Raw genomic sequence first — 21,980 nt, 5'->3', positions numbered from 1 at the left:
GTCGTGCCGCCGGCCGCGGACGGCGCGGCCCGGTGCGTCAGTTGCCCGGCCAGGGCACCTGCGGCGACCGGTAGTACCCGATGCCCAGCGCTTCCCAGCGCGGGCCCTGCGCCGCGAGCCGCACCCGGTAGGCGTCCCAGTCGTGCGTCGAGGCCGGCGACCAGCCGAGCTCGGCGACGCCCGGCAGCCTCGGGAACGCCATGACGTCGATGTCGGCGCCGGTCACGATCGTCTCCGTCCACAGCGGTGCCTCGACACCCCGGATCGCCGAGGCGGGTGCGCCGGGAAGGTAGTCGCCCGGATTCCAGTCGTAGGAGCGCCTGACCTCCACCAGACCTGCCCAGTCCTGCCCGAGCGGGGTGTCCGCGGTGTACTTCATGTCGAGGTAGACCCGGTCGGCGGGCGACAGCACGAGGCCCGTGCCGTTGCGCGCGGCCTGGGCGACCTGGGCCTTCTCCTGCGCGCTGGTGTCGTCGAGACCCCAGTACTGCGCGATGGCCCCCTTCACGGGGGTCGCCCCGGTCAGCTGGTGCCAGCCGACCACCGTCTTGCCGTACTTGGCGACGACGGGCTGCACCTTGTCCATGAAGGCCACGTAGTCGGCGTGGCTGGTCGAGTGGGCCTCGTCCCCGCCGATGTGGAGGTACTTGCCCGGCGTGATCGCGGCCAGTTCGCGGATGACGTCGTCGACGAACTCGTACGTCACCTGCTCGCCGACGCACAGCGAGCTGAAGCCGACGTCCGTGCCGGTGTAGAGAGGCGGGGCGACGCCGTCGCAGTTCAGCCGGTCGTACGAGGCGAGTGCGGCGTTGGTGTGCCCCGGCATGTCGATCTCCGGGACGACCTCCAGATAGCGCGAGGCGGCGTAGCGGACGATCTCCCGGTAGTCGGCCTTGGTGTAGTGGCCGCCGGTGCCGCCGCCGACCTGGGTGGAGCCGCCGTACTCGGCCAGGCGCGGCCAGGAGTCGATGGCGATGCGCCAGCCCTGGTCGTCGCTCAGGTGCAGATGGAGTTTGTTGACCTTGTAGAGGGCCAGTTCGTCGATGTAGCGCTTGACCTGGGGGACGGTGAAGAAGTGCCGGGAGACGTCGAGCATGGCGCCGCGGTAGGCGTAGCGCGGGGAGTCCTCGATGGTGCCGCCGGCGACCAGCCAGGGGCCGCGCTGCACGGAGTCCTTCTCGACGGCGGCCGGCAGCAACTGCCGCAGGGTCTGGACGCCGTGGAAGAGGCCGGCGGGCCGGGCGGCGGTGATGGTGACGCCGGACGGTCCGCTGTCGAGCCGGTAGCCCTCGTCACCCGCGGACCCGGCCGCCCGCTTCGGGCCGATCCGGAGGCGGATGCCGCTGTCGCCGTGCGTGGTGACCGGGAGCCGGTAGCCGGTCGAGGGCCGCAGGATGTCCGCGAGGTACTCGCCGACCCGGCGTGCCTCGCGCGTGTCGTCGACGCGGATGCGGGTGTCACCGGTGATGCGGTAGGGGGAACCGCCCGGGTGGACCGAGGCGGGGGCGGGGACGACCTGTCCTAGGGGGCCGGGGGTCGAGGCGGGTGCCGCACCGACGAGGGATATTCCGGCTGCCGCCACGAGCAGCAGCGTACCGAGAAGGCGGGGCGTTCTGTGGTGCTGTCTCACATGCGCTCCCTTCAAATTGGTAAAGACCACTCTCTCGCAGCACCGGTGGAACAATCCATCTCATGGCGGAAATCATCCAGAGGGACGGCACGTGGGCCTTCGACGGCGACGCGCTGCGACTGACTCCCGGACGCGACAGGAACGTCGGTCTGCTTCGCAGGGCCCTGGGTGAACTGGCCGTCCCCCTGGGCGCCCTGGCCGGCGTCTCCTTCGAACAGGGCCGGAAGAGCGGGCGGTTGAGGCTGCGGTTGCGCGACGGCGCCGACCCGCTGCTCCAGGCGACCGGCGGCAAGCTCACGGAGCCCAACGACCCGTACCAGCTGACCGTCGAGTCCGACCGCTACGGGGTCGCCGAGTACTTCGTCGACGAGGTCCGCAACGCCCTGCTCCTCGACCAGGTGCCCGCGGGCCCGGTCGACGGCTATCTGCTTCCCGGCCCCGCCGTGCCGCTGTCCGCCTCGGCCGGTGACGGCACCGCCGGCTTCGACGGCGATCACGTACGCCTGGAGTGGAACTGGAAGACGGAGGACGCGAAGGCAGCCGCCGGCGCCCGGACACTCGCCGTGGGCGACATCACCGCCGTCGAGTGGCATCCCGCGGTCGGCCTGGAGAACGGCTGCCTGCGCTTCACCGTACGCGGCGCGGAGACCAAGGCGCCGCCGAAGTACGACCCCAACTCGGTGGAGCTGTGGGGCTTCAAGAAGGACCCGCTGATGGCACTGGTGGCGGCGGCCGTGCAGGCGCGGCTGCCGCATCCGGCCGCGCCGCCCGCCGAGGCGGACGCGCGGCCGAAGGAGCTGCCACCGACGGCGCCCGAGCCCGCGGCGGCCGAGGCCGATCACGACGCGCTGCTGCGCCGCCTGCGCGAGCTCGGCGAGCTGCGCAGCTCGGGGGTGCTGACGGACGAGGAGTTCTCGCTGGCCAAGCAGGCGGTCCTCCGGCGCATGTGAGGACCGCCCGCCGTCCACTCGCGCCGCCCGGCCATGGTCCTGCGCTCGGCGAGCCGCTCCGGCACGCCCGTACGGGGAGTGTCCATGGCTCGAAAAGTCGCTCCCGGCAATCGACGTGACGCACGACACAGGATGGACGGCTTCCGAAGAGACCACCGTAAGAGTTTCAACACAACGCTGCCCGATATCGGGCAGGATTCTTGCGGATCGCTTTCCGGTACCCCAGGATCATCGGGTGCACGACGAACTTGTTGATCATCTGACGCGGTCCACGCCCCTGAACCGGGGCGAGGCACTGCGCGTGGTCCAGGACGTGCTCGCCTACTTCGACGAGACGACCGAGGAGTACGTCCGTCGCCGCCACCGCGAGCTCCAGGGCCAGGGCCTGGTGAACGCGTCGATCTTCGAACGGATCGAGGCGGACCTGAAGTACCGCGCGGTCGCGCCGCCGGAGCTCACCCTCCGCCAGCTGCGCCGCATCGTCTACGGCTGACCGCCGGGCGAGAACAGAACTGAACGACCGAGGGACAGAGGTACTCCTGTATGTGCGGAATCGTCGGATACATCGGCAGGCGTGACGTGGCGCCGCTGCTGCTCGAAGGCCTCCAGCGCCTGGAGTACCGCGGCTACGACTCGGCGGGCATCGTCGTCACGGCCCCCAAGTCGGCCGGCCTGAAGATGGTCAAGGCCAAGGGCCGGGTCCGCGACCTGGAGGCCAAGGTGCCCGCCCGCTTCAAGGGCACCACCGGCATCGCGCACACCCGCTGGGCCACCCACGGCGCCCCCTCCGACGTGAACGCGCACCCGCACATGTCCGCCGACAACAAGGTCGCGGTCGTCCACAACGGCATCATCGACAACGCCGCCGACCTGCGCCGGAAGCTCGAAGCGGACGGCGTGGAGTTCCTCTCCGAGACCGACACCGAGGTCCTCACCCACCTGATCGCCCGCTCGCAGGCCGAGAAGCTGGAGGACAAGGTCCGCGAGACCCTCCGGGTCGTCGAGGGCACCTACGGCATCGCGGTGATGCACGCCGACTTCTCCGACCGCATCGTGGTGGCCCGCAACGGCTCCCCGGTCGTGCTCGGCATCGGCGAGAAGGAGATGTTCGTCGCATCGGACATCGCCGCCCTGGTCACCCACACCCGGCAGATAGTGACGCTGGACGACGGCGAGATGGCCACCCTCAAGGCCGACGACTTCCGCACATACACCACCGAGGGCACCCGCACGACGGCCGAGCCGACCACCGTGGAGTGGGAGGCGGCCTCGTACGACATGGGCGGCCACGACACCTACATGCACAAGGAGATCCACGAGCAGGCCGACGCCGTGGACCGCGTGCTGCGCGGCCGTATCGACGACCGGTTCTCCACCGTGCACCTCGGCGGCCTGAACCTGGACGCCCGCGAGGCGCGCCAGATCCGCCGCGTGAAGATCCTCGGCTGCGGCACCTCGTACCACGCGGGCATGATCGGCGCCCAGATGATCGAGGAGCTGGCCCGCATCCCCGCGGACGCCGAGCCCGCCTCCGAGTTCCGCTACCGCAACGCCGTCGTCGACCCCGACACGCTGTACGTCGCGGTCTCCCAGTCCGGAGAGACGTACGACGTGCTGGCGGCCGTCCAGGAGCTGAAGCGCAAGGGCGCCCGGGTCCTCGGCGTCGTCAACGTCGTGGGCAGCGCCATCGCCCGCGAGGCGGACGGCGGCATGTACGTCCACGCGGGTCCCGAGGTCTGCGTGGTGTCCACCAAGTGCTTCACGAACACCACCGTCGCCTTCGCGCTGCTCGCGCTGCACCTCGGCCGCACCCGTGACCTGTCCGTGCGCGACGGCAAGCGGATCATCGAGGGCCTGCGCAAGCTGCCCGCCCAGATCTCGGAGATCCTCGAGCAGGAGGACGAGATCAAGAAGCTGGCCGAGCAGTACGCCGAGGCCCGCTCGATGCTCTTCATCGGCCGCGTCCGGGGCTACCCGGTGGCCCGCGAGGCCTCCCTGAAGCTCAAGGAGGTCTCCTACATCCACGCCGAGGCCTACCCGGCCTCCGAGCTCAAGCACGGCCCGCTGGCGCTCATCGAGCCCGCCCTGCCGACGGTCGCGATCGTCCCCGACGACGACCTCCTGGAGAAGAACCGCGCCGCCCTGGAGGAGATCAAGGCCCGCAGCGGCAAGATCCTCGCCGTGGCGCACCAGGAGCAGGAGAAGGCCGACCAGACGATCGTGGTGCCGAAGAACGAGGACGAGCTCGACCCGATCCTCATGGGCATCCCGCTCCAGCTCCTCGCCTACCACACGGCGCTGGCCCTGGGCCGGGACATCGACAAGCCGCGGAACCTGGCGAAGTCGGTCACCGTCGAGTAGACCCTCCGTCAACTCCCCGGCCGACCGCCGGACATGAACGATCCCTGTGCGTGCCACCCGCGCACAGGGATCGTTCTTCCATGGGCCGGAGCCGCCCAAAACCCCGGCCCGCGCCTGGCTCAGCCGGTGGCCGTCACCCCCCGGCCGGCGGCGCGTCGCGGAAGTGTGGTGGGCCAGTGGGCGAGGGCCGCGGTGGCGGCGTACCAGGCGACCGCCCCTGCCGCCACGGCGAACCAGCCGCCGGCCTTGGTGAGGCTGCCGCTGTCCGCGAACCGGGCGACGGCGAGGAGCAGCAGGGAGACGAAGAACAGCCCGTAGGTGCCCTGGCCGAGCGTGTCGCCGCCGGCGAGCGTCAAGGAGAGCGCCACCAGGGCGAACAGGAGCAGGAAGAGTCCCGCGGCATTGTCGGAGATCTGGTTCCCGGCCGAGACGGCCCAGGTGAACCACAGGGCGCCGAGCGCCGAGAAGGCCGTGCCGTTCGCCGCGTCGCGGTCACGGAAGGCCAGCAGACCGGCGACGAAGAGCGCAACGCCGCCTACGTAGTGGGCCAGTGATACGGCGTCAGCCGCCGTCACGCCGTCGATCACGTCGGTGGACCCGAGGCCGAAGGCCAACAGGGTGATTCCCAGGGCGAGTCGGCCGACGATCGTGGTGGTGCTTCCCGCAGAGACGTCGTTGTCCACGGCGGGCTCCCTTCATGCATGTGCAGTTGCGCGGTGAGCGATATATGCCCTTCACAAGGGCACAAACACCTCTACGCGCGGGTAGTTTCACGCTGCACAGCCGGAGCGCCGCACTGTCTGGGGGCTCATCCCACCTGGGACGACGGCGAGTTACGGAATGACGATGACGGGGCGCTGCGCACGCTTGGCGAGCCGGCCGGCCACCGAGCCGAAGATGCGCCCGACGATGCCGTGCGTGGAGCCGACGACGATGGCGTCCGCCTCGTACTCCCGGCCCACCTCTTCGAGCTCGTGGCAGATGTCACCGCCGCGCTCGACGAGGATCCACGGCACCTCGGCCAGATACTCGGCGCAGGCCAGCTCCAGCCCCAGCACCTCGGTGCGGTGGTCCGGCACATCGACGAAGACCGGGGGCTCGCAGCCCGCCCACACGGTGGTCGGCAGCCGGTTGGCGACGTGAACGATGATCAGACCCGAGCCGGAGCGATGAGCCATGCCGATCGCGTAGGCGAGGGCGCGCTCGCTGGACGTCGAACCGTCGAAGCCGACGACGACACCGTGCTTGAAGGCGGGATCGCAGGACTGGCGGGGTTCTTCCGCCGCCAGGGGCTCGGCCGCCGTGGGGTCGGCGAGCGGGCGCTTGCGGTTCGCGGGATCGAAGAATTCGTGACCGGCCATGGGTATCTCGGCGTTTGGATCCTCGTGGTGGGGACGACGTGCGGCAGAGCAGTGTCCGGGAATCATCTTCCCAACCCCATACCCCCAAGGGTACGGCGGCACGCCTCCTCTGCCCAGATCCCGCGCGCACTGTGCGGCGTTCCCCGGAGCATGCATGAGAGGCGCCCGTAACGCAATGGTTGCTGCCCCGTACAGGTGGTTTGCACAGGGTTCACCCGGCGACGGGGAGTTTTCTCGTGGTACGGCCGCGATCACCCGGGACGAGGCGCCCATGCCGGGCAGTGACCGGCCGGTCGAACACGCGTTGAACAGGAGAGCCACGCCACGGACAGCATGGAGAGCGGACCGCCGGCCCCCGGACCGCGCCACTCGCCATGGGGAGCACTGGAGCACTAGGGAGCACAGCGTGCCCGGACCCGAGACCGCGCCCCATCCCTCCCCCGGGGCGCGCTCCCCGTCACCGCCGGTGCCGGACACGGCGAGCGCCGTGGTGCGCTGGGCCGCCTTCAGCTGCGTCCTGGTCCCCGTGGTCCTCGTCTGGTTCGGTGCCTCGCTCGCGGGTGCGACCGGGACGGCCCTGGGGCTGGCCGCCGTGACCGGCGCCTGCCGACTGCTGATGAGACAGTCCGAGCGGGGCGCGGCACGGCTGCGCGCCGCGGAACGGGAAGCGCGGCCCGCCGGGGAGCGGTCCGCACCGCGCGGCCGGCACGGCAGGGCCGCGTCGGCCACCGTGACCGAACCGCGCGGCGGCCGGGTCCCGGAGCGGCCTGCCCGCCCGCCCGACGGGGTCCGGCCGGGCGTGACGCCCGATCCGCGGGGCAGGAACGGAACGGGCACGGTGGCCGATCTGCGCGGCTGGAGTGGCACCGGGGCGCACAGAGGCGGTCGGCGCGGTACGGGAAACAAGCCGGTTGACTGACCGGTTTGTGCGCACGCCCCCGGTACTTTTCAGCCAACTTCTGGGAACCGCCCCTCCCTTGCCCGAAGGACCCCCCAACCCCCGTTCGACCTGCACCGAAAGGGTCCTGGGCGGCTCGCGCACCCTACGTGGATTGGCCACTGCCACGAGGCGCACTTCCCCGCACGGCCCACGAGTGCAACGCTTCGTGATCGAATGCTTTACGCCAAGTTGCCATGTCGACATTCTGCGGAGTACCGAACTGGTCACCTTGGCGCTACGCGACACAGTAGATTCGATCTTGTCTTACGGCGGGGGACTCGTGCAGGACCGAGGGGAAACGTGCAGGAGCGACACAACCGAGGAGCCGCGACCACCGAGGGGGGCTTAGCAGGATGAGCCACGACTCCACTGCCGCGCCGGAAGCCGCGGCCCGGAAGCTTTCCGGGCGACGCCGCAAGGAGATCGTCGCGGTGCTGCTGTTCAGCGGCGGCCCCATCTTCGAGAGTTCCATACCGCTGTCGGTGTTCGGGATTGACCGCCAGGACGCCGGCGTACCGCGCTACCGACTTCTGGTGAGCGCGGGCGAGGAAGGCCCACTGCGGACCACAGGGGGCCTGGAACTCACCGCACCACATGGCCTGGAAGCGATCTCCCGGGCAGGCACGGTCGTCGTGCCCGCCTGGCGGTCGATCACCTCGCCACCACCGGAGGAGGCGCTCGACGCACTGCGGCGAGCGCACGAGGAGGGCGCCCGCATCGTCGGGCTGTGCACCGGGGCCTTCGTCCTGGCGGCGGCCGGTCTGCTGGACGGACGGCCCGCCACGACCCACTGGATGTACGCGCCGACGCTGGCCAAGCGCTACCCGTCGGTGCACGTGGATCCACGGGAACTCTTCGTGGACGACGGAGACGTCCTGACGTCGGCGGGCACGGCGGCCGGAATCGACCTCTGTCTCCACATCGTGCGGACGGACCACGGCAACGAGGCGGCGGGCGCGCTGGCCCGGCGTCTGGTGGTCCCGCCGCGCCGGAGCGGCGGGCAGGAGCGCTACCTCGACAGGTCTTTACCCGAGGAGATCGGCGCCGACCCCCTCGCGGAGGTCGTCGCCTGGGCGCTGGAGCACCTCCACGAGCAGTTCGACGTCGAGACACTGGCGGCCCGTGCCTACATGAGCCGCCGCACCTTCGACCGCCGGTTCCGCTCGCTCACCGGGAGCGCGCCCCTGCAGTGGCTGATCACTCAGCGCGTCCTGCAGGCCCAGCGCCTCCTGGAGACCTCCGACTACTCGGTCGACGAGGTCGCCGGGCGCTGCGGCTTCCGCTCGCCGGTCGCGCTGCGGGGTCACTTCCGGCGCCAGCTCGGCTCGTCCCCGGCCGCGTACCGGGCGGCGTACCGCGCCCGCAGGCCGCAGGCCGAGCGCACGTCGGACGTGGACGGCCCGGCAGGACCGCTCGGGCCACCCCCGGTCGTGCACCAGGACAGCCCGGTCCCGATGCAGACGCGCCGTACGGCCGCCGCCGGCGCCCTGGGCCCCGCCGCGTCGGCCGCGGCGCTGGGCCCCGACCCGGGCAAGCACGGTCAGGAGCTGTACGCGGGAGGCAGGCCCAGCCTGCCCGGGCAGCGCAGCGCGCCACAGTAGGGCCTGTCCGACCGTCGCCGGGCAGGCGGGAATGTCCGGACAGGGCCTGGCCGAGCGCCGGCGGGGACATACGTGGAGGGGTCCGCGCCTTCGGGTGCGGGCCCTCTTCCGTGCGCCCGCGCTCCGGACGCCCCACACCTGGCCTCCGGACGCCGGACGCCTGGCCTTCGGGGGCCGTCCGCCTCCCGTCCGCCCGGCGGGCGGCGGGAGGCCGCCGCCGCGGCCCGCGCTTTTCGGTGCGGGCGAGCGGGTACGGGCGGGTCCACCCGGCCGGAGCGGGCCGTAGGGTGAGACGCATGAACGATCGCATGGTGTGGATCGACTGCGAGATGACCGGGCTCTCGCTGTCGGACGACGCGCTCATCGAGGTGGCCGCGCTGGTCACCGACTCGGAGTTGAACGTGCTCGGCGAAGGCGTGGACATCGTGATCCGCCCGCCGGACGCGGCGCTGGAGACGATGCCGGAGGTGGTGCGCCAGATGCACACCACCTCCGGTCTGCTCTCCGAGCTCGCCGCGGGCACGACCCTGGCGGACGCGGAGGAGCAGGTCCTCTCCTACGTACGTGAGCACGTCAAGGAGCCGGGCAAGGCCCCGCTGTGCGGCAACTCGGTGGGCACGGACCGCGGCTTCCTGCTCCGCGACATGCCGACCCTGGAGGACTACCTGCACTACCGGATCGTGGACGTCTCCTCCATCAAGGAGCTGGCGCGCCGCTGGTACCCGCGGGCGTACTTCAACAGCCCGGAGAAGAACGGCAACCACCGAGCCCTGGCCGACATCCGCGAATCCATCGCCGAGCTCCGCTACTACCGCGAGGCGATCTTCGTCCCGCAGCCCGGCCCCGACTCGGACACCGCCCGCACCATCGCGGCGAAGCACGTCCTGCCCGCGGAATAGCCCTGCGACGGGGCCCTCCCGGGGCCCCCGCAAAAGCCGTGCGCGAGCACCCCTTCGGACCCTGTACACTTTTTCTCGGCCGGTCGGGGAAACCCAAGGACCGGTCGTGGTGGGTGTAGCTCAGCTGGTAGAGCACCTGGTTGTGGTCCAGGATGTCGCGGGTTCAAGTCCCGTCACTCACCCTGAACAGTCAGCCGGTGACCTGATCGACAGGTCACCGGCTGAGTGCGTTTCCGGAGTCGGGCGGCGCGCTCCGGCGCCCCGGCCTCACGCGTCCCCGCGCGGGTCGGCCGCCCGCCAGGCCGCCGCGAAACGGTGGACGTCGGCGAAGCGGTCGTCCGGATCGGGGAACGTGGCGCGCGCCACGACCGCCAGTTGCTGCGGCGTACCGCGCCAGGCGCGCTCCTCGTCTCCCGCGTCCAGCAGCAGCCGGGCGGCACGGCCGAGCGTGAAGACGGTGGTCCGGGTGTCCACGACCGCCCCGCGCACGAACTCCTCGGGGGCCATGAAGCGCCGCGAGCCCGGCAGGCGCTCCTCCTCCACCACGAACGGGCCCGGACGGTACTCGTCGAGGTCGACCAGGTGGGCCACGTCGGCCGCGAAGTCGTACAGCAGCGCCCCGTCGTAGAAGTCCACCGCGACATGACCCGCGGCCTCCACCGCGAGGTGTGCGTCCAGGACGCGGTCGAAGGCGGCCAGCACGCGGGCCACCGGCAGGGCCCGGAAGCGGGCCGCCGGACTGTCCGGGCTCGTACGGTCCCGGCGCCCGGCCGCGGTCGCGTGGTTCAGCACCTCGCCCTCGCGCCAGGGCATCACCACAGCCCAGCTGTCGCCGACGGCGATCCGGTGCACCTGGGGGACGATCGCCGGGTGCCGGACGGCGCGGTGAAACGACCATCCTCGTCCGAGTGAACGACGGGCCCGGTCGTTGACCGCTTCCTTGACGAACCAGCGAGCGCCGTCGAGAAGCCGCACCCCGTACGACACACACCCCGAGTCCTGCCCCCGGAATGCCCTGAACACCTCGCCGACGCGGCCCAGATACGGCTCCACCGCGGGCACTTCACCGACTCCGAGCAAAGGATGCAGGACCATGGTCACCAGCCTGCCCTACCGGCGGCCGGCGGGCGGGCCGCCGGCCGGTCCCCGCGGTGCGGCAGACGGTACACCGGCCGCACCACGGCACGGTCCTCAGGACGAGGCGCGCACCACCAGCTCCGCCGGCAGGACGAGTTGCCGCTTCTCCAGGCCCCGGGACACCGCCGGACGCCGGTCCGCGATCTCGCCGAGCAGCAGGTCGATCATCGCGCGGCCCATCTCCTCGATCGGCTGGCGGACGCTCGTCAGCGGCGGGTCCATGTGACGGGCGATGGCGGAGTCGTCGTAGCCGATCAGCGCCACGTCGTCGGGTATGCGGCGGCCCTCCTCGCGGAGCACCTGACGGGCGCCCGCCGCCATGACGTCGGAGCCGGCGAAGACCGCGTCGAGGTCGGGGCAGCGCTCCAGCAGCAGGCTCATCGCGCGGCGACCGCCCTCCTCGGTGAAGTCACCGGGGACGATCAGCCGGTCGTCCACCTCCTGGCCGGCGTCGAGCAGGGCCTGGCGGTAGCCGTCCACGCGGCGCTGGGCACCGTAGACGTCGAGGCGTCCGGCGAGGTGGACCACCTTGCGCCGCCCCTGGGCCATCAGGTGCTGGACGGCCGCGCGGCCCCCACCGTAGTTGTCCGAGTCCACCGACGGCAGTGTCTCGTCCGCCGAGCGGCGACCGCTGATCACCGCCGGGATCTCCAGCTGGGAGAGGAGGTCGGGGAGCGGGTCGTCCGCGTGGACCGAGACGAGCAGGACGCCGTCCACCCGGTGCGCCGCCAGGTACTGGGCCAGCCGCTGCCTCTCCCGGTCGCTGCCCGCGAAGATCAGCAGCAGCTGCATCTCGGTGTCCGAGAGCTCCGCGCCGACACCGCGCAGCATGTCGGAGAAGTACGGCTCGGCGAAGAAGCGCGTCTCCGGCTCGGGAACGACCAGGGCGATGGCGTCCGTGCGGTTGGCGGCCAGGGCCCGGGCCGCCGTGTTCGGGACGTAGCCGAGCTCCGCGACCGCCGCCTCGACGGCGGCGCGGGTCGCGTCACTGACCCGCGGGGAGCCGTTGATCACACGGGAGACCGTGCCGCGGCCCACTCCGGCGCGCGCGGCGACCTCTTCCAAGGTCGGCCGGCCGCCACCTCGGCCCCGCGCTCCGTGGCTTGCCATGGTCCGCCTCCCGTCGACACCGCGCGCTCCGCGACTGGCCTGGAATCTAACAGTCGTGTTCATGGACGGGAGTCCCGGCGCGGGGTGCCGGTCCCGCCGGACTTCATCTTCCCGCACCGGGCGGGGCACACTGACACGAGCCAACTCACCCGTCCCGGGACGGTCCCCGGCTCCGGCCCCGGAGTTAGCTAACGGGCCGATAACTGAACGCATGTCTCCGCGCTCCCACCCTTGACACCCCCGCGCGAACCGACGACTCTTCAACACATCACCTGTGGGAGCGCTCCCACAGTACCTGACACATACACATCCCGCACGTTCCCCGCCCGAGCCGCAGCGAGAAACAACGGGCCCAACAGAGCAGTTGGCCGGGGGGTCGGCACGTCAGGCAACAGGAGGACTCAATGCGCACGAGTACCCGTCGGTCCCGCAGGCTGGGGGCCCTCGCGGCCGTCGCCGCGCTGACCACAGGGCTGCTGGCCGGCTGCGCCAACGACTCGGACGACGGCTCGTCGAACTCGGACGGCGGCAATGGCAAGGGTAAGACCACTCTGACCATCGGGACCTTCGGCGTCTTCGGCTACAAGCAGGCCGGCCTCTACGACGAGTACATGAAGCTCCACCCCGACATCTCCATCAAGGAGAACGTCACCACCCGTACCGACGTCTACTGGCCGAAGACCCTGACCCGCCTCCAGGCCGGCTCGGGCACCGACGACATCCAGGCGATCGAGGTCGGCAACATCACCGAGGCCGTCCAGACCCAGGCCGACAAGTTCGTCGACCTCGGCAAGGAGGTCGACAAGTCCCAGTGGCTGGACTGGAAGAACGCCCAGGCCACCACCAAGGACGGCAAGCTGATCGGGCTCGGCACCGACATCGGCCCGATGGCGATCTGCTACCGCAAGGACCTGTTCGAGAAGGCCGGTCTGGAGACGGACCGCACCAAGCTCGCCGAGCAGTGGAAGGGCGACTGGTCCAAGTACGTCGCCGTCGGCAAGGACTACATGAAGAAGGCGCCGAGCGGCACCAAGTTCGTGGACTCCGCCTCGTCGGTCTACAACGCGGCACTCGGAGGCGAGAGCCAGCGGTACTACGACAAGGACGGCAACGTCATCTGGGACAAGTCCTCGGGCGTGAAGACGGCCTGGAACACCGCGATGTCGGTGGCGACCAGCAACATGTCGGCGAAGCTGAAGCAGTTCGACCCGACGTGGGACCAGGGCTACGCCAAGGGCTCGTTCGCCACGGTGGCCTGCCCCGCCTGGATGATGGGCTACATCCAGGAGAAGTCCGGTGACTCGGGCAAGGGCAAGTGGGACGTGGCGGCGGCGCCGACCGCGGCCAACTGGGGCGGTTCGTTCATCGGCGTGCCGACGGCGACCAAGCACCAGAAGGAGGCCGTCGCGCTGGCCAAGTGGCTGACCGCCCCCGAGCAGCAGGCGAAGGTCTTCGGCAAGCAGGCGAGCTTCCCGTCGACCCCGTCGGCGTACTCGGCGCTGAAGCCGCAGGCCGCCACCACGGCGTACTTCTCCGACGCGCCGATCACCCAGATCTTCTCCGACTCGGCGAAGACCATCCCGACGCAGATATTCGGCGTCAAGGACCAGCCGATCGGCACGGCCATCACCGACGTCGGCATCCTCCAGGTCGAGCAGAAGGGCAAGACGCCCGACCAGGGCTGGAACGCGGCCAAGTCGGAGATCAAGGACGTGCTCGGCCAGTGACCAGCTCCAAGCAGGCTCTCGCGCAGACCGCGTCGAGCGCCGACGCCGCGCCCGGTGACCAGCCGGGCGCGGCCCGCCGCGCTCACGGTCGCGGTACGCCGCCCCCGGGCCCGAGCTCGTGGCGCAGCCGGCTGTACCGCTGGGACATGAAGGCGTCACCGTACGCGTTCATCGCCCCCTTCTTCATCGTCTTCGGGGCCTTCGGGCTCGTGCCGCTGCTGTACACGGCCTGGTACTCGCTGCACAACGTGCAGTTGTCCGGCCTGGACCACCAGACCTGGGTGGGCCTGGACAACTACAAGAACCTGCTGTCCTCGGAGTTCTTCTGGAACGCCCTGGAGAACACCTTCACCATCGGCGTGATCTCCACGGTGCCGCAGCTGCTGATGGCGATCGGGATCGCTCATCTGCTCAACTACCGGCTGCGCGGCTCGACCGTGTGGCGGGTCGTGATGCTCACCCCGTACGCCACCTCGGTGGCGGCGGCGACGCTGGTCTTCACGCTGCTGTACTCGTGGGACGGCGGCATGATCAACTGGCTGCTGCACTTCATCGGGATCGACCCGATCAACTGGCGCGAGTCCGACTGGGGCGGGCAGTTCGCCGTCTCCTCGATCGTGATCTGGCGGTGGACCGGCTACAACGCGCTGATCTATCTGGCGGCGATGCAGGCGATCCCCACCGATCTGTACGAGTCGGCCGCGCTCGACGGGGCGGGCCGCTGGCAGCAGTTCCGCCATGTGACGGTCCCGATGCTCCGGCCGACGATCCTGTTCACGGTGGTGGTCTCGACGATCGGCGCGACCCAGCTCTTCGGCGAGCCCCTGCTGTTCGGCGGGGTGAGCGGTTCGAAGGGCGGCTCCGCGCACCAGTACCAGACGCTCGGCCTGTACATGTACGACCAGGGCTGGGGCATCGGCAACCTCGGTAAGGCGTCCGCGATCGCCTGGACGATGTTCCTGATCCTGCTGATCGTCGCCGCGATCAATCTGCTGATCACCCGACGGCTGAGGAAATCCCAATGACCACAAGTGAACTGACGCTCCCCGAGGCGCAGGGGAGCCGCGCGGACGGCGGGAGGCCCGGACGGCGCCGTGTGCTCGGTGCGGGCAAGCAGCTGCACGCGGGCCCGGTCACCTATGTCGTCCTGGCGGTTCTCGCGCTGGTCTCGCTGGCGCCGCTGCTGTGGACCGCGATCGCGGCCTCACGCAACAACGAGCGGCTCGCCCAGACACCGCCGCCGCTGTGGTTCGGCGGGAACCTGTTCAAGAACCTCCAGACCGCGTGGGAGCAGGCCGGGCTCGGCACCGCGATGGTCAACTCCGTGATCGTCGCCGGGACCATCACCTTCGGTACGGTCCTGTTCTCCACGCTCGCCGGCTTCGCCTTCGCCAAGCTGCGGTTCAAGTTCTCCAGCACCCTGCTGCTGCTCACCATCGGCACGATGATGATCCCGCCGCAGCTCGCCGTGGTCCCCCTCTACCTGTGGATGAGCGACCTGGGCTGGTCCAACCAGCTGCAGACGGTCATCCTGCCCACCCTCGTGAGCGCCTTCGGCACGTTCTTCATGCGGCAGTACCTGGTGCAGGCGCTGCCGACCGAGCTGATCGAGGCCGCGCGGGTCGACGGGGCGAGCAGTCTGCGCGTCGTATGGCACGTGGTCTTCCCGGCGGCGCGGCCGGCGATGGCCGTGCTCGGGCTGCTGACCTTCGTGATGGCCTGGAACGACTTCCTCTGGCCGATCATCGCGCTCAACCAGCAGAACCCCACCGTCCAGGTCGCCCTGAACGGCCTCGGCACCGGCTACATCCCCGACCAGTCGGTGATCATGGCGGGCGCGCTGCTCGGCACGCTGCCGCTGCTCATCGCCTTCCTGCTGTTCGGCAAGCAGATCGTGGGCGGCATCATGCAGGGCGCTGTCAAGGGTTGACGGGCCGCACCGGGGCCCTCCGGGGCCGGGTCACCGTCGCCCCGGCCCCCTTCTCCCCTCCCCCTCTTGCTGTTCCTCTTCTCCCCTACTTCCGTTCCGTCGGTCTCCTCGACCCCCTATGGGAGCGCTTCCATGTCTGAGCCCGTTACCCCCGTGACCTTCCCCCCGGCCTTCCTCTGGGGCGCCGCGACCTCCGCGTACCAGATCGAGGGGGCGGTGCGGGAGGACGGCCGCACCCCCTCGATCTGGGACACCTTCAGCCATACGCCCGGCAAGACGGCGGGCGGTGAGACCGGCGACGTGGCCGTCGACCACTACCACCGCTATCGCGACGACGTGGCGCTGATGGCGGATCTGGGCCTGGGCGCGTACCGCTTCTCGATCTCGTGGTCCCGGGTGCAGCCGACCGGGCGCGGACCCGCGGTGCAGCGCGGCCTGGACTTCTACCGGCGGCTCGTGGACGAGCTTCTCGCCCATGACATCAAGCCCGCGATCACCCTCTACCACTGGGACCTGCCGCAGGAGCTGGAGGACGCGGGCGGCTGGCCGGAGCGCGACACCGCGCTGCGCTTCGCCGAGTACGCGCAGATCGTCGGCGCGGCGCTGGGCGACCGAGTCGAGCAGTGGATCACCCTCAACGAGCCGTGGTGCAGCGCCTTCCTCGGGTACGGCTCCGGCGTGCACGCCCCCGGCCGCACCGACGCGGAGGCGTCGCTGAGGGCGGCCCACCACCTGAACCTGGCCCACGGGCTCGGTGCGAAGGCCCTCCGGTCGGTCATGCCCGCCCGCAACTCGGTCGCGGTGAGCCTGAACTCGTCGGTGGTCCGGCCGCTGTCGCAGGAGCCGGCGGACCTGGCGGCCGCCCGCCGCATCGACGACCTCGCCAACGGCGTCTTCCACGGCCCGATGCTGCACGGCGCCTACCCCGAGACCCTGTTCACGGCCACCGCCCCGATCACGGACTGGTCGTACGTCCAGGACGGCGACCTCGCGGCGATCCACCAGCCGCTGGACGCGCTCGGCCTCAACTACTACACCCCGACGCTGGTCTCGGCCGCCGACTCGGCCGTCGAGGGCAGCCGCGCGGACGGCCACGGCGCCAGCTCGCACTCCCCCTGGCCGGGCGCGGACGACGTCGCCTTCCACCAGACCCCGGGCGAGCGCACGGAGATGGGCTGGACCATCGACCCGACGGGCCTGCACGACCTGATCATGCGCTACACGCGGGAGGCCCCGGGCCTGCCGCTGTACGTGACGGAGAACGGCGCCGCCTACGACGACAAGCCGGACCCGGACGGCCGGGTGCACGACCCGGAGCGGGTCGCGTATCTGCACGGCCACCTGTCCGCGGTGCGTCGCGCGATCACCGACGGCGCGGACGTCCGCGGCTACTTCCTGTGGTCCCTGATGGACAACTTCGAGTGGGCGTACGGCTACGAGAAGCGCTTCGGCGCGGTGTACGTGGACTACGCGACGCTGGCCCGTACGCCGAAGTCGAGCGCCCACTGGTACGCGAAGGCCGCGCGGACCGGCACGCTGCCGCCGGTGACGGCCGCCGAGTAGGCCCCGGCCGACCGGGCACACGGGGGACGGGGCGCGGCACCCGAGGGGGGTGCCGCGCCCCGCACGCGTGTCGGCGCCCCGGCCGGGTGGGGGGAGGTCCGGCCGGGGCGCGCAACCCCCGTGGGGCGATGGCTACTTGAAGGCGGCGAAGGCCTTCGAGAAGGCGTTCGCGTCCTGGACGACGGAGCTGCACGTCGCATCGGCGGAGTTCTTGGCGCCGCCCGGGCACTGCTTGTCGCGGGTGGCGGACCACATGGACAGCCAGCCGAGGCCCTTGGACCGGGCGAAGGTCACCAGCTGCGAAGCGTCGTCGACCTTGAAGATCTCGGAGGAGACGTCGTTCACGCCGATCATCGGGGTGACGGCGACGGCCTTCCAGGCGGCGCTGTCGGACAGGCCGAGGACGCTCTTGACCTGGGCCTGCGTGGCCGTGGCCGCCTGCTCGGCGTAGGTGCCCATGTCACCGCTGTACGCCGGACCGTAGTCCATCGCCATGATGTTGACGGTGTTGATCTTCACGCCGTTCGACTTGGCGTTGGACAGCAGGTTCACGCCGTCCTGGGTCAGACCCTCCGGCATCACCGGCAGGGTGAAGGACACGTCCAGGTCCGGGTGCTGCCGCTGGAGCTCGGCGATCGCCTTCGCCCGGTTGGTGTTCGCGGTGGTGTCGGGCAGCGCGCCGCCCTCGACGTCGAAGTCGACCTTCGTGAGGTCGTACGCGTCCACCGCCTTCCCGTACGCCGCCGCCAACGCGTCGGCCGAGGAGCAGCTCGTCGCCAGCTCGGTGCCGGAGGCGCCGCCGAAGGACACACGGACGTCGCCGCCCTTGGCGCGCAGGGCGCCGATCTGCGATGCCACGCCGTCGCTCGCGAGGTCCGTGACGCCGCCCCACTTGGGGGTGCAGCCGCCGCCGTCGGTGACGAAGGCCAGGTTGTAGTTCTTCACGCCGGTGGCCGCGGCGCTGCCGACCAGGTCGAAGGCGGGGTAGAGCGAGGTGTCGACGTAGGGCGCGAAGCCGGCCGTCGTCGTGTTGCCGCTGCCCGAGCTCTGCGAGGGGGAGGGGGTGGCCGTCGCGGTCGGCGTCGGGGTGGCGCTCTGCGAGGCGGTGGCGGTCGGGGTGGGCGTGGGGGTCGCGGACTGCGTCGGTCGGCCGCTGGGCTCGGGCGTCGCGCCGTCGTCCACCGAGCACTTGGTGTCGTCGACGAGACAGCCCGTCGGGTCGGCGGTGCCGTTCACGACGAAGCCGACGGTGACGGACTCGCCGGCCTTCAGACCGTCCTTGTCCCAGGAGGGGGGCTTCACGGTGACGTGCTTCCCGCTCACGCTCGACTCGCCGTTCCACAGGGAGCTGAGGGTGGCGCCGGAGGGCAGGTCGAACTCCAGCGTCCAGTCGGCCTTCACCTGGGCGCTGTCGTTGGTGATGACGTACTGCGCGGTGTAGCCCGTCGACCAGTCGCTGGTCCTGGTGTACGCGGCGCCGACACCGGCGGCCTGCGCGGTTCCGGTGAACAGCAGGGCGCCACCGCCGACCACGGCCGCTGCGACGAGGCCGCCTATCGCCTTGTTCCTGCCACTGACCTTGCGCCGGTGCGTGCTGCTCATCGCGTGCCTGCCTTCGCGGTTTCACGGGGATTCCCAGGGGTGGGTGCGGCAGCACGCTAGCGATCCGGAATCGGACAAACCGCTTCATCCGGACGAGGGGCGAGGATCTTAGGGTGCGCTTAAGGAAGGCATCGGGGGTGGTTAAAGGTCGAGACCAATCGAGGATGCTTCGGGGGGTCAGCGCACGCCGACGCCGCCCCGCCTACGGCGCCGTACGGAGCCCCGGTGGCCCCGTCGCTCCGGGGTCCGTCCGTCCAGCTGGATCCAGATGCGCACCTCGGTGCCGCCCAGTACGGAGGAACCGATGCGCACGTCACCGCCCGTCGACTCGGCGAGGCGCCGCACGATGTCCAGCCCGAGCCCGGTGGAGCCGTCGCTCCCGGACCCGCGCCCGCGCGCCATCGCCGCCTCGGGGTCCGCGATGCCGGGGCCCGCGTCCGAGACCAGCACGATCACGGCGTCCTCGCCGTTGTGCACGTCGACCGCGAAGGCCGTGCCCTCGGGCGTGTGCCGGAACACATTGCCGAGCAGGGCGTCGAGCGCCGCGGCGAGGTCGGCGCGGGCGACGGGTATCCGGACCGGCCTCTCGACCCCGGCCATGCGTACCTTGCGTCCTTCGTCCTCGGCCAGCGCGGACCAGAAGTCCATGCGTTCGCGGACGACTTCGGCTGCGTCGCAGCCGGCGCCCACCCCCTTGGCCGCGGTCTGCGGCTTGGCCTCGCGGGCGGTCCGGATGATCGTGTCGACCTCACGCTCCAGCTGCGCGACGGCGGCCCGGGTCTGCTCGGCGGCCGCACCGTCGCCCAGCGATGCCGTGTTGAGGCGCAGCACGGTCAGCGGGGTGCGCAGCCGGTGCGACAGATCGGCTGCCAGCTCTCGTTCGTTGGCCAGGAGCTGGACGACCTGGTCGGCCATGGAGTTGAACGCGACGGCGGCGAGCCGCAGTTCGGTGGGGCCCTCTTCGGGCACCCGGGCTCCCAGCTTCCCCTCCCCCAGCTCGTGCGCGCTCTCGACCAGCCGCTGGGCGGGCTGCACCATGCGCACGCCGAGCCGGTCGGCCACCGCGACGGAGCCGACGATGAGGGCGACGCCGACCGCGGCGAGCACCGCCCAGGCCGTACCGACGCCGTTGCTGACCGCGGACTCGGGGACGTACACCTCGACGACCGCGATCTCTCCGGAGCTCAGCGCGACGGGCTGGAGCAGGGTGGAACCGCCGGGGACCTCGGTGGTGGAGGCACGGCCCAGCTCGCGGGTGGTGGCGATGTCCTTGCCGGCCGCGCGCCGCTTGCCGATCTCCACCGCTGCGGTGCCGTCGGCGGCGGGTATGTGCACGGCCATCCCCGAGTCCGAGCCCGCGGAGGCGACCACCCGCTCCAGCTTGTCCCGCTCGGTGGTGATGGAGAGCGCGGGGGCGATGGCGGCGGCCTCGCGCTCGGCGTTCGAGAAGGCACGGTCCCGGGCCATCTCCTTGATGACGAGGCCCAGCGGCACCGCGAAGGCGACGACGACCATCGTGGTCACCGCCACGCACACCTTGACCAGCGCCCACCTCATGACGCCCGCTCTCCTGCCGGTGCCCGCCCGCTCGCGCCCGAACGCGCTGCGGGCGCCTGCCCGCGCGCACCCGAACGTGCTACCGGTGCCGGCCGCTTCGTACCCGGACGCGCTGCCGGGGCCTGCCCGCTGTTCCCCGGCCGACTTGCCGGTTCGCGCCCTGTCGCAGCTGAACGCGCCGACGGTGGCTGCCCGTTCGCATCCGGCCGTCCGGCCGGTCGCTGCGGGACGGCGTCCGGCCGCCCGGCGCCGGCGCGCCTCATAGCGGCGGCTCCGCTCTCGGTGGCTCCAGCTTCACCCCGACGCCCCGCAGGGTGTGCAGATAGCGCGGCCGGGCCGCCGTCTCGCCCAGTTTCCGCCGCAGCCACGACAGATGGACGTCGATGGTCTGGTCGTCGCCGTAGGCCTGCTGCCACACCTCGGCGAGCAGCTCCTTGCGCGGCACGACCACGCCGGGCCGCCCCGCCAGGAAGGCCAGCAGATCGAACTCACGGCGGGTGAGGTCCAGTCGGGCGCCGTCCAGCTCGGCCTGGCGCCGCAGCGGATCGATGGCGAGCCCGCCGACGCGGATGACGGTCGACGGCGGCACGTCCCCCGTGCCGGCGCGTGAGCGGCGGAGCACGGCGGCCATCCGCGCCGACAGGTGCTCGACCGAGAACGGCTTGGTCAGATAGTCGTCCGCCCCGTCGTTCAACAGGCGGACGATTTCGCTCTCGTCGTCCCGCGCGGTGGCGACGATCACCGGCACGTCGGTGATTCCGCGCAGCATCTTCAGCGCCTCGGCCCCGTCGAGATCGGGCAGGCCGAGGTCGAGGATGACCACGTCGAAGGAGAAATGGGCGACCTCGCGCAGCGCCTCGAGGGCGGTGCCGACACTGCGCACGGTGTGTGCGGCGTCGGTCAGATGCCGGATGAGGGCCGAGCGCACGAACTGGTCGTCCTCGACCACGAGCACACTTGCCATGGGCGGCACCGTACGCCATCCGGGGGATGCCGGTCCGGCACCTGTGGACAACCCCCGCTGGGACGCGGCCGAGAGACACGCGTGGGGCCGGTGGTGCAGTATGGCCGGGAAATGCGCAGAGGACTCGTACACGGACTTGCTTGGTCGCTCGCCACGGGCGCGGCGGTCACGCTGTCGTGGTGGGGTGTCCACACGGTGATGGCGGGGACGGCGTACGACCCTCCGCGCGCCCTGCCCATCACGGCGGGCGACGCGACGACCCAGGAGTCGAAGCCGCTCGCCTCCTCGACCCGGCGGGCCGAGCCGTCGCCGAGCCCGTCGGACCGGCCGAGCGCGAGCCGGCGCCCCGGCGCCACCGCGTCGCCGTCCCGCTCGGCGACCCCCGGCCCGAGCCCTTCGGCCTCCGCCTCCGGCCGGGTCAAAAGCTACGACACCGACGGCGGCCGGGCGGTCTTCGACCTGGGGAAGACGTCCGCGACGCTGGTGTCGGCGACCCCGGGCGCCGGCTGGTCGATGCAGGTGTGGAAGACGGAGGCGTGGATCCGCGTGGAGTTCAGCTCGGGCGCGGACCGGGTGTCGGTGTTCTGCACGTGGCACGACGGGCCGCCGCGCGTGGAGATCGGCACCTACTGAGCGACCGGGACCGGC

General features: G+C 71.2%; 19 protein-coding genes and 1 tRNA gene. 12 read left to right on the top strand and 8 right to left on the bottom strand.

The features are described 5' to 3' along the window. Positions 1–37: 37 nt before the first annotated feature. A complete protein-coding gene (locus H305_RS0128825) occupies positions 38–1,630 on the bottom strand; it encodes a beta-N-acetylhexosaminidase (RefSeq protein WP_028803511.1) in 1,593 nt (530 codons plus the stop codon). Positions 1,631–1,692: 62 nt separating this feature from the next. Between H305_RS0128825 and H305_RS0128820 the strand changes: the two genes are divergently transcribed. The 3 genes from H305_RS0128820 (at position 1,693) to glmS (ending at position 4,941) form a co-directional block, all read left to right on the top strand. Next, positions 1,693–2,580, top strand: a complete 888-nt coding sequence (locus tag H305_RS0128820; protein WP_028803510.1) for a DUF4429 domain-containing protein — start codon at positions 1,693–1,695, stop codon at positions 2,578–2,580. A gap of 235 nt (positions 2,581–2,815) precedes the next feature. Next, complete coding sequence (locus tag H305_RS0128815) at positions 2,816–3,073, top strand: hypothetical protein (RefSeq protein WP_028803509.1); 258 nt, start codon at positions 2,816–2,818, stop codon at positions 3,071–3,073. Positions 3,074–3,123: 50 nt separating this feature from the next. Then, positions 3,124–4,941: a glutamine--fructose-6-phosphate transaminase (isomerizing) gene (gene glmS, locus H305_RS0128810; protein ID WP_028803508.1), complete on the top strand. Its 1,818-nt coding sequence runs from the start codon at positions 3,124–3,126 to the stop codon at positions 4,939–4,941. A gap of 119 nt (positions 4,942–5,060) precedes the next feature. On the opposite strand, the gene H305_RS0128805 is transcribed toward glmS, so the two are convergent. Further along, the gene (locus H305_RS0128805; RefSeq protein ID WP_028803507.1) at positions 5,061–5,624 is read right to left on the bottom strand and encodes a GPR1/FUN34/YaaH family transporter; all 564 of its coding nucleotides are present in this window, start codon (positions 5,622–5,624) and stop codon (positions 5,061–5,063) included. Between the two features lie 150 nt (positions 5,625–5,774). After that, positions 5,775–6,302, bottom strand: a complete 528-nt coding sequence (locus H305_RS0128800; protein ID WP_028803506.1) for a universal stress protein — start codon at positions 6,300–6,302, stop codon at positions 5,775–5,777. A 406-nt stretch (positions 6,303–6,708) separates the two neighbouring features. Between H305_RS0128800 and H305_RS56445 the strand changes: the two genes are divergently transcribed. The 4 genes from H305_RS56445 (at position 6,709) to H305_RS0128780 (ending at position 9,924) form a co-directional block, all read left to right on the top strand. After that, the gene (locus H305_RS56445; RefSeq protein WP_420708151.1) at positions 6,709–7,221 is read left to right on the top strand and encodes a hypothetical protein; all 513 of its coding nucleotides are present in this window, start codon (positions 6,709–6,711) and stop codon (positions 7,219–7,221) included. 374 nt (positions 7,222–7,595) lie between these two features. Next, positions 7,596–8,843 (top strand): helix-turn-helix domain-containing protein, encoded by a 1,248-nt coding sequence (locus H305_RS0128790; RefSeq protein ID WP_028803505.1) that lies wholly within the window; start codon positions 7,596–7,598, stop codon positions 8,841–8,843. Positions 8,844–9,139: 296 nt separating this feature from the next. Then, a complete protein-coding gene (orn, locus tag H305_RS0128785) occupies positions 9,140–9,742 on the top strand; it encodes an oligoribonuclease (protein ID WP_037765653.1) in 603 nt (200 codons plus the stop codon). A gap of 109 nt (positions 9,743–9,851) precedes the next feature. Next, positions 9,852–9,924 (top strand) — tRNA-His (locus H305_RS0128780). A gap of 85 nt (positions 9,925–10,009) precedes the next feature. On the opposite strand, the gene H305_RS0128770 is transcribed toward H305_RS0128780, so the two are convergent. Together H305_RS0128770 and H305_RS0128765 are read right to left on the bottom strand one after the other, a co-directional pair. Continuing rightward, entirely contained in the window at positions 10,010–10,837 is an 828-nt protein-coding gene (locus tag H305_RS0128770; RefSeq protein ID WP_028803503.1) for a serine/threonine protein kinase, read from the bottom strand. Between the two features lie 96 nt (positions 10,838–10,933). Beyond that, complete coding sequence (locus H305_RS0128765) at positions 10,934–11,989, bottom strand: LacI family DNA-binding transcriptional regulator (protein WP_028803502.1); 1,056 nt, start codon at positions 11,987–11,989, stop codon at positions 10,934–10,936. A 404-nt stretch (positions 11,990–12,393) separates the two neighbouring features. On the opposite strand from H305_RS0128765, the gene H305_RS0128760 reads away from it, so the two are divergent. The 4 genes from H305_RS0128760 to H305_RS0128745 all read left to right on the top strand — a co-directional run bounded on the left by H305_RS0128760 (position 12,394) and on the right by H305_RS0128745 (position 17,209). Then, positions 12,394–13,716, top strand: coding sequence for an ABC transporter substrate-binding protein (locus tag H305_RS0128760; protein ID WP_028803501.1), 1,323 nt, complete (start codon positions 12,394–12,396; stop codon positions 13,714–13,716). After that, positions 13,713–14,741 carry a carbohydrate ABC transporter permease gene (locus H305_RS0128755; protein ID WP_028803500.1) on the top strand — a complete coding sequence of 343 codons (1,029 nt, stop codon included), beginning with the start codon at positions 13,713–13,715 and terminating at the stop codon, positions 14,739–14,741. The genes H305_RS0128760 and H305_RS0128755 overlap by 4 nt, the downstream gene beginning before the upstream one ends. Continuing rightward, the gene (locus H305_RS0128750; RefSeq protein ID WP_028803499.1) at positions 14,738–15,646 is read left to right on the top strand and encodes a carbohydrate ABC transporter permease; all 909 of its coding nucleotides are present in this window, start codon (positions 14,738–14,740) and stop codon (positions 15,644–15,646) included. Before H305_RS0128755 ends, H305_RS0128750 begins: the two co-directional genes overlap by 4 nt. Before the next feature lie 132 nt (positions 15,647–15,778). Beyond that, positions 15,779–17,209, top strand: coding sequence for a GH1 family beta-glucosidase (locus H305_RS0128745; protein ID WP_028803498.1), 1,431 nt, complete (start codon positions 15,779–15,781; stop codon positions 17,207–17,209). A 132-nt stretch (positions 17,210–17,341) separates the two neighbouring features. Here H305_RS0128745 and H305_RS0128740 read toward each other — a convergent pair whose 3' ends face one another. The 3 genes from H305_RS0128740 to H305_RS0128730 form a co-directional block, all read right to left on the bottom strand. Further along, positions 17,342–18,811 carry a cellulose binding domain-containing protein gene (locus H305_RS0128740; protein ID WP_028803497.1) on the bottom strand — a complete coding sequence of 490 codons (1,470 nt, stop codon included), beginning with the start codon at positions 18,809–18,811 and terminating at the stop codon, positions 17,342–17,344. A 177-nt stretch (positions 18,812–18,988) separates the two neighbouring features. Beyond that, a complete protein-coding gene (locus H305_RS0128735; RefSeq protein ID WP_028803496.1) occupies positions 18,989–20,368 on the bottom strand; it encodes a sensor histidine kinase in 1,380 nt (459 codons plus the stop codon). A gap of 259 nt (positions 20,369–20,627) precedes the next feature. Then, positions 20,628–21,332 (bottom strand): response regulator transcription factor, encoded by a 705-nt coding sequence (locus tag H305_RS0128730; protein ID WP_028803495.1) that lies wholly within the window; start codon positions 21,330–21,332, stop codon positions 20,628–20,630. A 111-nt stretch (positions 21,333–21,443) separates the two neighbouring features. Between H305_RS0128730 and H305_RS0128725 the strand changes: the two genes are divergently transcribed. Further along, positions 21,444–21,965 (top strand): hypothetical protein, encoded by a 522-nt coding sequence (locus H305_RS0128725; protein ID WP_028803494.1) that lies wholly within the window; start codon positions 21,444–21,446, stop codon positions 21,963–21,965. The last annotated feature ends 15 nt before the right edge of the window (positions 21,966–21,980 follow it).

It is taken from the genome of Streptomyces sp. 142MFCol3.1 (assembly GCF_000424945.1).
GTDB classification, from domain to species: domain Bacteria; phylum Actinomycetota; class Actinomycetes; order Streptomycetales; family Streptomycetaceae; genus Streptomyces; species Streptomyces siamensis.
The sequence above is the reverse complement of the archived record's forward strand: the minus strand, read 5'-3'. Positions and strand labels throughout refer to the sequence as shown.